The organism is Pseudomonas sp. TE3552 (assembly GCF_056278945.1).
Genome location: NZ_JBWBQJ010000001.1, coordinates 1,455,267 through 1,468,689, shown reverse-complemented (window position 1 = coordinate 1,468,689; position 13,423 = coordinate 1,455,267). Strand labels below are relative to the sequence as shown.

Below are 13,423 nucleotides of genomic sequence, written 5' to 3'. Positions count from 1 at the left end.
GCTTTGGCAATCAGTAACCAAGGGGTGGTCTACGCTGAAAAAATACAGCCGGAGGACCTGATCATGTGCGGTCGACTTTCGCAGTATCGAGGCATTCACGATTTCGTCGCAGCGCTGAGCATGCCCACCCCTCTGATCAACAATGTCGGCGATCAACCGCTTGAACTCTACAACGCCGCGCCGTCGACTCAGCTTGCCCTGTTGCACCAGGAAAGCGGCTATCTGCACGCCGACAGGGTGCGCTGGGGATGGCGGCCGCTTTGGGCCAAGGATGGCGCGACGCCGATTAATGCGCGAGTGGAGAAAGTCGCCCACGACCCGTTTTTCAAGGCGATATGGCTGCACCGGGCAATTATTGCCATCGATAACTGGTTTGAATGGGTTTACGAGGGCGGCCCGAAGAAGCAGCCCTACCTCATCCGTCACAAGGATCGCACGCCGATCCTGTGCGCCGCGATTGGCCAATATCCAAGGTACGAACACGAACCGGACGAGCATGACGGCTTTGTGATCATCACCGCCGACAGCCAGGGCGGTATGGTGGATATTCACGACCGTCGGCCAGTGACGCTCACTGCCGAGCTGGCCTGGGAATGGCTGGATCCGGCTACACCGAAAAATCGCGCCGAACAACTCATGCTGTCGGGGGAACCGACCGAGGCGTTCGAGTGGTTCAAGGTCGACCAGGCGATTGGCAATGTGCACAACCAAGGACGAAACCTGATCAGGCCCATCAGCGGCCCGCATCCATGACTCCACCCCGACGCTGCCTTATCAGCCCGCCATCATGACGAGTGGAGCTAAAACAATCTGAACCTGCACTGTCCCTCCCAAGTCGAAAAAATTGGCAGCCATTAATCATTGAGGCATTCACTTTAAAAGGAGTCTTTCCATGAAGATTTGGGAAGTTATGACGAAAGATGTGTTAACCGCCAAGCCAAGCCAGACGATCCAGGAAGCAGCAAGCATGATGGCCAGGATCGATAGCGGCGCCATCATGGTGGAAGAGCAAGAGCGTCTGGTGGGCATGATCACGGACCGGGATATAGCCATTAGAGCTGTAGCCGAAGGGCTCGCCGGCAAAACCCCGATCAGTAAAATAATGAGTGGCGGCATCCGCTATTGCTTTGAGGATGAAGACATCGAGCATGTGGCAAAAAACATGGCCGACGTACAACTCCGTCGCCTGCCAGTGCTCAACCGAGACAAGCGCCTGGTTGGCGTGGTGTCGTTGGGGAACATTGCCAGCACTCGATCCCAGTCCGCCGCGGCGACTGTTTTGAGCGGTGTGGCACAGGCTCATCATTAGCCGGTTGGATAATGAGACATTCAAGCGTTCATCAGGATTAAAGCGCCCATGGATCTGGCACGCTCGCCTGGCCTGGCGTCCCGGTCGAACACCGGTTTGCGGGTCAGGCGACCCCTTCAGTTGGCTCGCCGCATCATCCGCCGGATCGCAGGCTCATTGCGCGGCACGTCATGCCAACTCGACGAGCAGGTCTTTGTCCTCCGGTCCTAACGCCGGATCCTGATCCTCCGATTTGTTCGTTTCACGTTTCTTTTTCAATCGGGCTCGAGCGCGCTCGGTGTCATAGGTCTTGCCTTCAGCCAAGGTGTTCAGGGTTGATGAAATTCGATAGAACCCACCACACGGTTCGCAATGAATGCGTACCCCACCTCCGAACGAAAGATCTTCCAGCGCATTAGTGTTTCCACACAACGGACAATTCATGGCCACCTCCTGATCCCGCCATAACGCTTAGGGTGACGAATAGCGGGGGCATGTTGATATCGACAGGGGCGATCCATGGAGGTTGCTTGTTTTTTACAGGTATCGGCGCAAGTGCGATCGACAGCTGCTACAAACCAAGGTGACCGTTAGTCACCTTGGCTGAAAGTAAACCGGGGATATACGCAAACGATAGCGCGACCTCACTGCGGTGAGGCAGACCTCTATCTACTCCGAAGCCAACGATTGCCTGGAGCGAACCGGCGCAATGACCGACCTCTCCTCGGTGTTGCGGTCCAGTAAGGAAACGCTGTAATCATAAGTAGAAATCAACGGCACCGGTTCGTCATGGCGAGACATCCGAAGCCATTGTCTTGTCCGTTCGATGTCAAAGAATTCGTTCCTGAATTTCATCTTCGCAACAAGGTTCGCCGAGACCCTGAATCGTCCACATCCGGCCGAACATTCGACCTCTGACCAGTCTCCTGCCGCGTGAACAGCTTTAGCGGCAGCCTGACAAATTAAGCACTTCATGTTCGATCTCCTTGTCCATGAATTACCAACTGTAGACGATCCATGACCTGGGAGCTCAGGCCGCGCCTGCAAAAAAATCCCAAGCAATCCACTCGCCCCGCCAGTGGTGACGGAGCCCATACATGAAGAGCCCAGCGCAATGGCTGGGCTGTTGGTTATCTTCTGTTTTCCAGCATTTTGTCGGCGAGCGCTTTGGCCCTTTGGATTAACAGGTTCTGTCTGTCTTCATGGGTGGCTTCTCCTACCACCGGTGCCGTCAGATTGCTTTCGGCAATTAACGCGGCACAGAAGTATTGATCCCAAACGACGCTTTGCTCCGACACCCGTTTGTTCATTTGGTCGGCGATCATATGCGGCTCCTTTTGATGAGGTAGCACCATTAGTTTACGCCCGAATCGCGAGCAACCCGCGCCGCTCAGGATGATCGGCATGCCTTTGGCTGGCGACAAGCCGTTTCCTGGACTAGGATTTTTACCGCACAGGACTTCGCCCACTGTGTTGTCGGGCGACTCATCAAAGGAGAGATAGATGACCTCTACTCATATTTCAGAGCAAACCTATCGTGGTTGGTCAAACCCCATCTTGCTTGAACTCAAGGAGCGAGAACACCAGCTTGACCCTTCGGCACGCCAGGCCTTGCAAAATGTCCTGGTAGAAAGAAGGCTTCTAAACACCGGAAACCCTGCTGGCAGTGATCGGCGCAAAGCTGATCCGGCCAAATAACGACCGGCATCAAAATCGCTTTCATACATCCGCGCTGCTGGCACTCTGCCGGCAGCGTGTTCGTAAGCAATCAGCCAATTCCAGACAAAAAAAAAGCCCAGGCAGCTGATGGACGCCTGGGCTTTAAAAATGCATAAACCGTGGTGGTGAACGCGGGGCGATATTACCCAATAGCATGACCTGTAACAAGATATTTTGACTCACCATCCAGTTACAAAACTCTCTAAGCCATTAAATAACCACACTATTTTTAAGTGATCTACAAAAAATCTCGTACAACCTTGCGCACGGAAAATGTAGCCTGTACCTGCGCAGGCATCCAGTGGACGCCGAGCGTCTTATAGGGGCGCCTCACCCTGCCCCGGCTCGGCCCTCGAGCCGGAATCGGGATACGACCCCGCGTTCAGATACGTCATCCATCGCTCGTACGCTTCATGCTGCCATTTCGTGACCCGCTCCCACTCCGCGCCGCTCAACTGACGGGCCGAAATCAGTTTCATCATTTCCGTGGTTGCCGCATCCAGGTCAACGATCAGCTCATGCGCATGGTGTCTGAAATCATCGGTAGTCGTCATTTGAGATAGCCTCGCCCCAGCGAATAAATCACTCCCTCAATACGACAGCAGAGCTGTTCACTCGCGTTAATTTTCCCGACCAGTGGAAGTACCTTCCATCCCTACCCCTTCACGCACACCACCTGACGCAAGGTGTGCAGCACTTCCACCAGATCACGCTGGGCATACATGACCTTGTCGATGTCCTTGTAGGCCATTGGAATCTCATCGATGACTGCAGCGTCCTTGCGGCATTCCACGTGAGCGGTCGCGCGGATCTGGTCTGCGACGGTGAACGTGTTTTTGGCCTTGGTGCGGCTCATGGTGCGACCGGCGCCGTGGCTGCAGGAGCAGAACGATTGCTCGTTGCCGAGGCCGCGAACGATAAAGCTTTTGGCCCCCATGGAGCCGGGAATGATCCCCAGTTCGCCCTTCTTCGCCGACACCGCGCCCTTGCGGGTGACCAGGATGTCCTCGCCAAAGTGCCGCTCTTTCTGCACGTAGTTGTGGTGGCAGTTCACCGCCTCCAGCGCGACCTCGAAGGGTTTGCGGATCACCTGTCGCGCCGCGTGAATCACCGCCTGCATCATCAAGGCACGGTTCTGCCGGGCAAAGTCCTGCGCCCAGCCCACCGCTTCGACGTAGTCATCGAAGTGCCGGCTGCCCTCCTTGAAGTAAGCCAGATCGCGGTCCGGCAGATTGGCGATGTGCTCGCGCATGTCAGCCTGGGCCAATTGGATGAACAGGGTGCCGATGGCGTTGCCAACACCGCGAGAACCGCTGTGCAGCATGAACCAGACGCGGTCGGCCTCGTCCAGGCAGACCTCGATGAAGTGATTACCGGTGCCGAGGGTTCCCAGGTGCTGACGGTTGTTGGTACTGGCGAGTTTCGGGTACTTGTCGGTGATCGCCTTGAACCGAGGATTCAGCGCCGCCCAGGCCTGATCGGCCTGTTGTGGAACATGGTTCCAGGCACCTTCATCGCGACGGCCACGGCCCAACGTGCGGCCATGGGGCACCGCCTTCTCGATGGCCGTGCGCAGGCCGTGCAGGTTGTCCGGCAAGTCGGCGGCGGTCAGTGACGTGCGCGCGGCGATCATGCCGCAGCCGATGTCCACGCCCACGGCCGCCGGAATGATCGCGCCCACGGTCGGGATCACGCTACCGATGGTGGACCCCTTGCCCAGATGCACGTCCGGCATCACCGCCAGGTGCTTGAAGATGAACGGCATCTTCGCGATGTTGATCAATTGCTGCCGGGCTTCGCTTTCAACCGGCACACCTTCGGTCCAGAGTTTGACCGGCTTGCCGTTGGCGACTTCCAGCAGTTGGTAGGCAGGTTGCTGCATAATTTCGACCCTCTTCGGATCAGACGAACATAACGCTCCATTGAGGTAAATGGGATTACTATTTCGTAGCGGGGAATTGCAGGAGGTCATCATGTGGCTTAACGAATATGAACAGCAACTTCGGCGTGACCTGCAAGGCGTAGCGTCGGATCTGAGGTGGTCGGCGGTAGAGCTTTTGCGTATCGCAGAGCAGTTGCGCCAGGCCGGAAATGATGTAGACGCAGAAGCCACGCTAAGGCTGTGCGCGTTGTTCCAGGGCGATGAAGAGCGACTGGCAGGCTATGCTGAAGAAGTGAAAGCAAAGACTATCACTCGAACGAAAGCTCACTAGAGAGCGTTGTCATGAACAAGCCTCTATGCGCGCTGATTGCCGTGCTGGCGGCGTCAGCGGGTTGCAACACCGAATCACATATCTATCGAGACCAACCGTTGGTCGCCAAGGTCGAAACCGGCATGACCAAGGATCAAGTCCAGCAGATTGGCGGCAAGCCGCTATCGATAACCGCTCGCACGGTGGAGCCCGGCACCTGCTTTGATTACAAGCTGAATCAGGCCGGTCATCAGCAGCCGTACAACGTCAGTTTCGACTACAGAGACAAGGTCGACCACAAAAGCTTCATGACGTGCGCGGAATGGAGTCACGTCCAACAAAAAGCCCGGGAATACTCCCCCTCCACCGGCGGGATGGGCGGAATGGGCGGTGGTTATTGACGTGTAGCAGCCTCGCAGGCTCGGCAGCTGCTACACGCTACAAAGCCCCGGCGAACCGGGGTTTCAAGTGCGCTATTTGTCTGATTTGTGGCTTTCTGATTTATGGCTGCGCGATGATCTTCCCGACTGGGCCCTGTAGGCAGGAAGCGAAGCCGCATAAGCCAGTGCTTCCTCTTTGCTGGAAAAGGCGCCAAGTCGGTCACCTTTGGTGCATACCCGCCAAGGGCCATTGCTCACGCGAAGTACGTCATAACCGTTCATGTGCATCTTGGTCAGCATCGGAACGTTCATAGTCACCTCCTTTTCGGCTGTGATAATTCAGGATTCGACCTGATTACCTTACACCCGACCTTCATTGAAGTGCCAACCAGACGTCGCGTCAGGATTCCGGCGTTACATTGCACTTTCAACTGCCCGATCGACTCCAACCCTTGAAGCAGACACCTTTACGAGTTTCGGTCTGAATATTGCATTTTTATGACTGTTTTATGACAAGTGGCAGTCGGGTCATCATGAAAGTACGCGCAACCGTTATTTGCGAGCAGGATCGGCATATTCTTCTGGTGCGCAAAGCCAGGAGTCGCTGGACCCTGCCCGGCGGAAAAATCGAGCCTGGCGAAACCGCCGCGGGTGCGGCCACACGAGAACTCTACGAAGAAACGGGGCTTGAGGTCGACGGCCTGCTGTACCTGATGGAGTGGGATACGGTCAGCACCCGGCACCATGTGTACGAGGCGTCGGTCGTGAACCTGGCAGACGCTCGGCCACAGAATGAAATCTTCGACTGCATCTGGTATCCGCTGGACGCCGTCCACAACCTGAACACAACCGACGCCACGCTCAGAATCGTCAAAGCGTTTCAGCGTCGCTTGTAGATCGCACAGAAGCCCGGCTCAGGCCAGTGCGGTGGCAGCCTTGTCGATGAACGCGGCAATCTCCGCCGGCATCGAGGCCAGCGATGCATGGCTGGCGTTCAGGGTCAGAATCTCCCGGGCGTTCAGCCGCACCGCCATCGATTGCTGGTTGTGCGGCGCGATCATCCGGTCGTAGGCAGAGACCTGATACCACGACGGTTTGTTCTTCCACGCCACCGTGTTGAGGGTGTCGCCAAATGTGCTGGCCAACGGTGCTTTCTGGGTGATGCCCATGACCAACCCGTCGATGGCGGGCAGATCCTGACAGAAGCTTTCGTGATAAAGCTCAGGCTTGACCCACAAATAGCCGTCGCTGTCAGGGGCCAGGTTCGCGGCCGCCGCCGGTGGATGCTGTTGCGTAATGCTCGCGGGACTTTCGCCGACGTCCGGGGCAAACGCGGCGATGTACACCAGCCCCACGACATTCGGTTGATCGCCGGCCTCGGTGATCACCGCGCCGCCATAGGAATGCCCCACCAGCAACACCGGCCCCGACACCTGGGCGATCATTTTACGAGTGCGCAGCGCGTCGTCGGCCAGGGAAGTCAGCGGTATCTCGACCGCACGGATGTTCGTATAGCCCTTGTGGATCAGTTCGGCGATGACCTTGTTCCAGTGGGCGGCACCGCCCCAAAAACCATGGACCAGCACAATGGTGGGTTTGTCGCTCATCAGGATGACTCCCGTTCATGGAGGGTGTGTTGCAAACCTGTCAGCCCAAATCGCCGCCACCGACCGGCATGACCATGCCGGTGATGTAGGAGGCTTCGTCGCTGGCCAGAAACAGGATAGCGCTTGCCTGCTCATCCAGGGTGCCGTAGCGCTTCATCAAACTGCTGTCGAGGGTCTGGTCGACAATCTGCTGATACCACAGCTTTTCCTGAGCGCTTTGTTCCGCGGTGTTGCGCGGGATCAGCCGCGGCGGTGCTTCGGTACCACCGGGGGCGGTTGCATTGACCCGCACGCCACGACCGGCCGTTTCGAACGCCAGGCACGCGGTCAGCGCATTGACCCCGCCCTTCGCCGCGCCGTAGGGCACGCGATTGACGCTGCGGGTGGCGATGGACGAAACGTTGACGATGGCGCCACTGCCTTGTTCGAGCATGAACGGCAACGCGGCATGGCAACACCACAGCGTCGGGAACAACGAACGGCGGACTTCGGCTTCGATCTGCGACTCTTCATAGTGCTCGAAAGGCTTGGTCCAAATCGTACCGCCAACGTTGTTGACCAGCACATCGAGGCGCCCAAAGCGCTCGACAGCGGTGCGCATCACGCGGCTGCATTCACTGTATTGCTCAAGGTCGGCAGTCAGGGCAAGTACCTGGCTGCTCTGCCCCAATTCCTTCTGGAGTTCGAACACCAGATCGGAGCGGTCGACCAGAATCAACCGCGCACCTTCGGCGGCCATGCGTTCAGCCACGCGCCGGCCGATGCCCTGGGCGGCACCGGTAATCAGCGCGATTTTTTCGTGGAATCTGTTCATAGGCACCTCATGCCGAAGCTTGTTTTTACGGGTAATCGCTGATGCCTGGCCGAACTATCTTCCGTGGCGAGCGAGCTTGCTCGCGCTGGGCTGCGTAGCGGCCCCAAAATTCTGGCAACAACTACCTTTTTTCGAGTGCTGCGCACTCGAGCGGGAGCAAGCTCCCTCGCCACAAAATTTTGTATGACTTGAAATCTTCTTAACCAACAAGCATCAGGATTTCTTCACTCAGGCCGCGCTGGCGGCAAATTTCTCGTAGTAGAAGTTCACCGGCGCAATGCCTTGATCGCGAATGAACTGGCTGACCGCCTCGACCATTGGCGGCGGGCCACACAGATAGACATCGACGTCACCTTCGTTCAAATGCCGAGGTTCGATGTGTTGGGTCACGTAGCCTTTGAGCGGGTGCCGGCTGTCGGGATTGGCCACGCAGGCACTGAAGCTGAAGTTCGGGATTCGTGCGGCGAAGGCTTCCAGTCGATCGAGTTCCACCAGGTCGAAATCGTTGGTGACGCCGTAGATCAAATGCAGCGGATGCTCACTGCCCTGCTCGGCGATTTTTTCCAGCATCGCGGTAAACGGCGCCAGGCCGGTACCACCCGCCAACAGCAGCAACGGACGGCGGATGTCGCGCAAATAGAAGCTGCCCAACGGTCCGGCCAGGCTCATGCTGTCGCCGGCCTTGGCCATGCCGGTCAGGAAACTGCTCATCAAGCCGCCGGGCACGTTGCGAATCAGAAAACTGACTTCACCGTCACGCTGCAACGAGCTGAACGAATAAGCCCGAGTCTGCTCGCTGCCGGGCACTCCGAGGTTCACATACTGCCCCGGCAGGAACGCCAGTTTGCTCAAGGCCTCGCCTTTGATCGACAGTGAGATGGTGCTGTCGGACAGCTGACGCACGGCGCTGATGGTCGCATCGTAGCTGGCCTGCCGGGTGCGGCAGACATCCGACGACACTGGCACCCGCACCACGCAATCGCTCTGCGCACGCATCTGGCAAGTCAGCACAAAACCCTGCTGCGCTTCGTCGGCGCTGAGCGCATCTTCGATGTACTCCTCGCCCAAATCATAGCGGCCGGCCTCGGCGAAGCATTTGCAGGTGCCGCAAGCGCCGTCACGGCAGTCCAGTGGAATATTGATGCCCTGGCGATACGCGGCATCGGCCACGGTTTCGCCGGCGTTGGCGTCGATGAACCGGGTGACGCCATCTTCGAAATTGAATGCAATGGAATGAGTCATGACGGCCGCCTCAGAGGTGGTAGACATCGATGACCTGACGAACGTAGTCGTTCTTCAGGATCACTTTCTTGGCCTTGATCAACGGGTTCTCACCGCGTACATCGAGGGTGTAGAAACTGCTGCCGAAATAGCTGTCGACGGTCTTGTAGCGAAAGCTCAGGGTGTGCCAGTTGAAGCGCACCTTGCACAGCCCGTCGGCCTGTTCGAGCAGCTCGATGTTGCTGAGATTGTGCGAGGTGCGGGTGTCCGGCACGCTGGCGCTGGAACGTTCAGTCTTGATGCGGAAGATGCGGTCTTCCAGGCCGGTGCGGTTGCCGTACCAGATCAACGAGATTTCCCGCTGCGGGTCTTCAGTCAGCTCGTCGTTGTCGTCCCAGGACGGCATCCAGAATGTCGCGTCCGGTGCGTACAACTCCAGCCAGCTGTCCCATTGCTTGTCGTCGAGGTAGCGTGCTTCGCGGTAGAGAAAATCGCGCACGGCGTCATAGGTGATGGTCATTGCACGGCCTCCACTGCAATCAATTCGGACTGTTCAGCAGCCAAGGCCTTGAGCATGGTCTGCTGCCAATATTTGTGTTGCAGCACGAACAGGCCTTCGTCTTCAGTGCGCACGCCGCTGAGCAGCGGATGCAGGTCGATTTCCTTGGCCGCATCATCGGCGCCTTCGACCCAATGTTCGGCGCCACGGGACATGTCGTTCCAGGTGGTGACGCTGCCCTGATAACCGGTCTGGCAAGAGCGAAATTCTTCCAGGTCATCCGGGGTGGCCATGCCGCTGACGTTGAAGAAATCTTCGTACTGACGAATGCGGCTCGACCGGGCGTGATCGCTTTCGCCTTTGGGGGCGATGCAATAAATGGTGATTTCGGTGCGGTTGACCGAGATCGGCCGCGCGATGCGGATCTGCGAACTGAACTGGTCCATCAGGTACACGTTCGGGTACAGGCACAGGTTGCGCGAGTTCTCGATCATCCAGTCGGCGCGAGCCTTGCCGAAATCCCGGGCCAACTCATCGCGACGCTCGTACAGCGGACGGTCCTCGGGGTTAGCCCAACGAGTCCAGAGCAGCATGTGGCCCTTGTCGAAGGAATAGAAACCGCCGCCCTGCTTGGCCCAACTGCCGGCACTCATGGTCGGGTTGCAATCACCGGCCTCGCGCTGTTTGCGCTGGTTCTGGGTGGCTGCGTAGTTCCAGTGCACCGAGCTGACGTGGTAACCGTCGGCACCGTTTTCGGCGGTGAGTTTCCAATTGCCTTCGTAGATGTAACTGGAGGAGCCGCGCAGCACCTCCAGGCCATCGGCGGACTGGTCGACGATCATGTCGATGATCTTCGCCGACTCGCCCAGGTGTTCAACCAGTGGCACCACGTCGGCCTTGAGGCTGCCGAACAGGAAGCCGCGATAAGACTCGAAACGCGCGACTTTGGTCAGGTCATGGGAGCCTTCGCAGTTGAAGCTCGCCGGGTAGCCGGCCGCCGCCGGATCCTTGACCTTGAGCAACTTGCCGGAGTTGTTGAACGTCCAGCCGTGGAATGGGCAGGTGTAGGAACTCTTGTTACCGGTCTTGTGCCGGCAGAGCATCGCCCCACGGTGGCTGCACGCATTGATAAAGGCGTTCAACTCACCGTCCTTGTTGCGCGCGATGAAGATCGACTGACGCCCCATGGTGGTAGTGTAGAAATCGTTGACGTTGGGGATCTGGCTTTCATGGGCCAGGTACAGCCAGTTGCCTTCGAAGATGTGTTCCATCTCGAGATCGAACAGCCGCGGGTCGGTGAACATCTCGCGCTTGCAGCGGTAGATGCCTTGTTCTTTGTCGTCTTCAAGCAGGGAGTGAAGGTATTCGGGTCGCAGGGACATGGCCGCCGCCTCCATTGTTTTTATTCAGGTAGGGCCATGCTAGGACGCGGGGATGGGGCGGACTATCCGCCGGTTGCAGACTTGTATCCGTTTTGTGCAGCAGGTGATGCGATGGCGGACCTGTGGCGAGGGGGCTTGTCGGAACGCCGCATCGCCCCGTCGGGTCGCGAAGCGGCCCCCGGCATTCTGTCAGGCACACCGCATCGGCAGGATTTACGACTGCTGCGCAGCCGAACGGGGGCAAGCCCCCTCGCCACAAGCAAGCTCCCTCGCCACAGGTTATTTATCGCAACCTATTCAGTGGCGACGTTTGAGGGTATCCGACGGCAATTCGCCAAACTGTTTGCGGTAACTGTCGGAGAACCGGCCCAGGTGCAGAAAGCCGTAATCCATGGCCACTTCCGTGACGTTGCGCACGTTGCAGGTCGGGTCGCTCAGGTTGGCGTGAATGCGTTCGAGCTTTTTCTGCCGGATGTAGTTTTTCGGCGTGTCCCCCGCGTTGCGTTCGAACAGCCCGTACAGCGAACGCAGGCTCATCCGTGCCTGGCGCGCCAGTTCTTCGCTGTCGATGTCCTGTTTGAGGTTGCATGCGATGTAATCGACAAGCGCCTCGAACGTGGCCGAGGGTGAGCCGGGATCGGTGCGCATGACGTTGGTTTTCATCAGCCCGAGCATCTTGCTGACAACGATTTGCGCATAGTGCTCCTGCACGCGGGGAATCTGCTCGGTGGCCTCGGCTTCCTGGCAAATCATCGCCAGCAGACCGACGAAACCTTCCAGTTCATTGAGCTGATAACGGTTCTCCAGGAACCGCACGCCCTGCCCCGGATACCGCCAGCGCTGCTCCTCGCACACCGATTCCAACAGCCGGGTGGGGACTTTCAGGATGAATTTTTCGCAGTCGTTGGAGTACGTCAGATCGACAGGATCGTCAGGGTTGATCAGCAGCAATTCGCCGGGCGCGAAGTAGTGTTCCTGACCATGGCCGCGCCACAGGCAATGGCCACGCAGCAGCACTTGCAAGTGATAGATGCTGTCCAGCGCGCCTGAGGTAACCCGCACACTGGCGCCGTAACTGATGCGGCACAGGTCAAGGCTGGCGAACTTGCGGTGATCGAGGCTGGCCAGCGGCCGGCCAGCTCGAGGCATCAGCAGGCAATGATTGCCAACATGCTGATTGACGTAGCCCGACACGGCGTAGGGGTCGGCGTGGTCGAAGACTCTGCTGCGATGACTCAACAACTGCGCTTGCATCATCGGATCACTCTCATTGTTGTTATCGGTTGCGTCGCCATTCCAGGGCACTGACCGTGACGCAAAAGGCCACGAGATAAACGGTCGGTTATCTCGTGGCCGGGGTCAGCTTCTGGTGTCGTCAGTCCTCAAGCGCACGCACTCGCTCGTGGCGTTGCTGCTCCTCAGGCTGGGCGGACGACTGCAGCGTGAAGTCGAAGTCGATTTCGGCAAAACGACCGCTCACACCATGGGCCGCCGCACGTTGCGGATCGTCGCTGAAGGTGATTTTGGCGATCAACTCGTCACGGGTGGCGTAGGCGAAATCGTCATGCAGGTACTGGTCGCCGTCAAGGTTGATCTGGGTGGTCAGGTGACGATGATCCGGCGCCGAAATGAAGAAGTGAATGTGCGCCGGCCGCTGACCGTGACGGCCCAGTTGATCGAGCAATTGCTGGGTCGGACCGTCCGGCGGGCAGCCATAGCCCGACGGCACGATGCTGCGAAAACGGTACCGGCCCTCGGCATCGGTGACGATCCGGCGGCGCAGGTTGAATTCCGATTGAGCGGTATCGAAATAGGAATAGGTGCCGCCGGTATTGGCGTGCCAGACATCCACCACCGCACCGGCCAGCGGTTCACCGGCGGTGTTGCGCACCTGGCCCTGCATGAACAACACCACGCCCGGATCGACGCCATCATCCAGCCGCGCTTCGCCGTTCGACAGCGGCGCACCGGCCACATACAGCGGGCCTTCGATGGTCCGTGGGGTGCCGCCGGATTTGCCGGCCTGCTCGTCTTCGGCATCCATCAGCAGGTCGAGGTAATGCTCAAGACCGAGCCCTGCAACCAACAGACCGGCCTCCTGCCGCGCGCCCAGCACGTTGAGGTAATTGACGGCTTTCCAGAATTCTTCCGGGGTCACGGCCAGGTCTTCGATGATGTTCACCGAATCGCGCAGGATGCGGTAAACCAGCGCCTTGACCCGTGGATCGCCGGCTTCGTTGAGCAGACCGCTGGCCTCTTCGAGAAACTTCTGGACACTGGCGGTGTGGGAAATCTTTACGTTCATGGTGGATCCTCATCTT

General features: G+C 58.3%; 18 protein-coding genes. 6 read left to right on the top strand and 12 right to left on the bottom strand.

Annotated elements, in window-relative coordinates; translation table 11 throughout:
• The first annotated feature begins 63 nt into the window (after window positions 1-63).
• The gene (locus ACZ9BB_RS06570; protein WP_476213050.1) at window positions 64-753 is read left to right on the top strand and encodes an SOS response-associated peptidase family protein; all 690 of its coding nucleotides are present in this window, start codon (window positions 64-66) and stop codon (window positions 751-753) included.
• Between the two features lie 139 nt (window positions 754-892).
• Entirely contained in the window at window positions 893-1,309 is a 417-nt protein-coding gene (locus ACZ9BB_RS06565; RefSeq protein WP_476213049.1) for a CBS domain-containing protein, read from the top strand.
• Between the two features lie 168 nt (window positions 1,310-1,477).
• Here the strand turns inward: ACZ9BB_RS06565 and ACZ9BB_RS06560 are convergent, their stop codons facing one another.
• Both ACZ9BB_RS06560 and ACZ9BB_RS06555 read right to left on the bottom strand, forming a co-directional pair.
• Window positions 1,478-1,732: a hypothetical protein gene (locus ACZ9BB_RS06560; protein WP_476213048.1), complete on the bottom strand. Its 255-nt coding sequence runs from the start codon at window positions 1,730-1,732 to the stop codon at window positions 1,478-1,480.
• 686 nt (window positions 1,733-2,418) lie between these two features.
• Window positions 2,419-2,613, bottom strand: coding sequence for a hypothetical protein (locus tag ACZ9BB_RS06555; RefSeq protein ID WP_476213047.1), 195 nt, complete (start codon window positions 2,611-2,613; stop codon window positions 2,419-2,421).
• Window positions 2,614-2,791: 178 nt separating this feature from the next.
• Between ACZ9BB_RS06555 and ACZ9BB_RS06550 the strand changes: the two genes are divergently transcribed.
• Window positions 2,792-2,986, top strand: coding sequence for a hypothetical protein (locus ACZ9BB_RS06550; RefSeq protein ID WP_476213046.1), 195 nt, complete (start codon window positions 2,792-2,794; stop codon window positions 2,984-2,986).
• Between the two features lie 338 nt (window positions 2,987-3,324).
• On the opposite strand, the gene ACZ9BB_RS06545 is transcribed toward ACZ9BB_RS06550, so the two are convergent.
• Window positions 3,325-3,561, bottom strand: coding sequence for a hypothetical protein (locus ACZ9BB_RS06545; protein ID WP_476213045.1), 237 nt, complete (start codon window positions 3,559-3,561; stop codon window positions 3,325-3,327).
• 101 nt (window positions 3,562-3,662) lie between these two features.
• Window positions 3,663-4,889, bottom strand: coding sequence for an RtcB family protein (locus ACZ9BB_RS06540; protein ID WP_476213044.1), 1,227 nt, complete (start codon window positions 4,887-4,889; stop codon window positions 3,663-3,665).
• A gap of 91 nt (window positions 4,890-4,980) precedes the next feature.
• On the opposite strand from ACZ9BB_RS06540, the gene ACZ9BB_RS06535 reads away from it, so the two are divergent.
• Both ACZ9BB_RS06535 and osmE read left to right on the top strand, forming a co-directional pair.
• The gene (locus ACZ9BB_RS06535; protein WP_476213043.1) at window positions 4,981-5,220 is read left to right on the top strand and encodes a hypothetical protein; all 240 of its coding nucleotides are present in this window, start codon (window positions 4,981-4,983) and stop codon (window positions 5,218-5,220) included.
• An 11-nt stretch (window positions 5,221-5,231) separates the two neighbouring features.
• Window positions 5,232-5,600 (top strand): osmotically-inducible lipoprotein OsmE, encoded by a 369-nt coding sequence (osmE, locus tag ACZ9BB_RS06530; RefSeq protein WP_476213042.1) that lies wholly within the window; start codon window positions 5,232-5,234, stop codon window positions 5,598-5,600.
• Between the two features lie 72 nt (window positions 5,601-5,672).
• Here osmE and ACZ9BB_RS06525 read toward each other — a convergent pair whose 3' ends face one another.
• Window positions 5,673-5,891 (bottom strand): DUF2188 domain-containing protein, encoded by a 219-nt coding sequence (locus ACZ9BB_RS06525; protein ID WP_476213041.1) that lies wholly within the window; start codon window positions 5,889-5,891, stop codon window positions 5,673-5,675.
• 221 nt (window positions 5,892-6,112) lie between these two features.
• Here ACZ9BB_RS06525 and ACZ9BB_RS06520 point away from each other — a divergent pair, with 221 nt between their 5' ends.
• Window positions 6,113-6,475: an NUDIX hydrolase gene (locus ACZ9BB_RS06520; RefSeq protein WP_476218225.1), complete on the top strand. Its 363-nt coding sequence runs from the start codon at window positions 6,113-6,115 to the stop codon at window positions 6,473-6,475.
• 18 nt (window positions 6,476-6,493) lie between these two features.
• Here the strand turns inward: ACZ9BB_RS06520 and ACZ9BB_RS06515 are convergent, their stop codons facing one another.
• The 7 genes from ACZ9BB_RS06515 to catA form a co-directional block, all read right to left on the bottom strand.
• Entirely contained in the window at window positions 6,494-7,186 is a 693-nt protein-coding gene (locus tag ACZ9BB_RS06515) for an alpha/beta hydrolase (RefSeq protein WP_476213040.1), read from the bottom strand.
• A gap of 40 nt (window positions 7,187-7,226) precedes the next feature.
• Window positions 7,227-8,000 (bottom strand): 1,6-dihydroxycyclohexa-2,4-diene-1-carboxylate dehydrogenase, encoded by a 774-nt coding sequence (locus tag ACZ9BB_RS06510; RefSeq protein WP_476213039.1) that lies wholly within the window; start codon window positions 7,998-8,000, stop codon window positions 7,227-7,229.
• A 228-nt stretch (window positions 8,001-8,228) separates the two neighbouring features.
• On the bottom strand, window positions 8,229-9,242 hold the full coding sequence (benC, locus tag ACZ9BB_RS06505; protein WP_476213038.1) for a benzoate 1,2-dioxygenase electron transfer component BenC: 1,014 nt from the start codon (window positions 9,240-9,242) through the stop codon (window positions 8,229-8,231).
• 10 nt (window positions 9,243-9,252) lie between these two features.
• Window positions 9,253-9,741, bottom strand: a complete 489-nt coding sequence (gene benB, locus ACZ9BB_RS06500; protein WP_476213037.1) for a benzoate 1,2-dioxygenase small subunit — start codon at window positions 9,739-9,741, stop codon at window positions 9,253-9,255.
• Window positions 9,738-11,102, bottom strand: a complete 1,365-nt coding sequence (benA, locus tag ACZ9BB_RS06495) for a benzoate 1,2-dioxygenase large subunit (protein ID WP_476213036.1) — start codon at window positions 11,100-11,102, stop codon at window positions 9,738-9,740. Before benA ends, benB begins: the two co-directional genes overlap by 4 nt.
• Before the next feature lie 297 nt (window positions 11,103-11,399).
• Window positions 11,400-12,359: an AraC family transcriptional regulator gene (locus tag ACZ9BB_RS06490; RefSeq protein ID WP_476213035.1), complete on the bottom strand. Its 960-nt coding sequence runs from the start codon at window positions 12,357-12,359 to the stop codon at window positions 11,400-11,402.
• 118 nt (window positions 12,360-12,477) lie between these two features.
• Window positions 12,478-13,407 carry a catechol 1,2-dioxygenase gene (gene catA / locus ACZ9BB_RS06485; protein ID WP_476213034.1) on the bottom strand — a complete coding sequence of 310 codons (930 nt, stop codon included), beginning with the start codon at window positions 13,405-13,407 and terminating at the stop codon, window positions 12,478-12,480.
• Window positions 13,408-13,423: the final 16 nt, after the last annotated feature.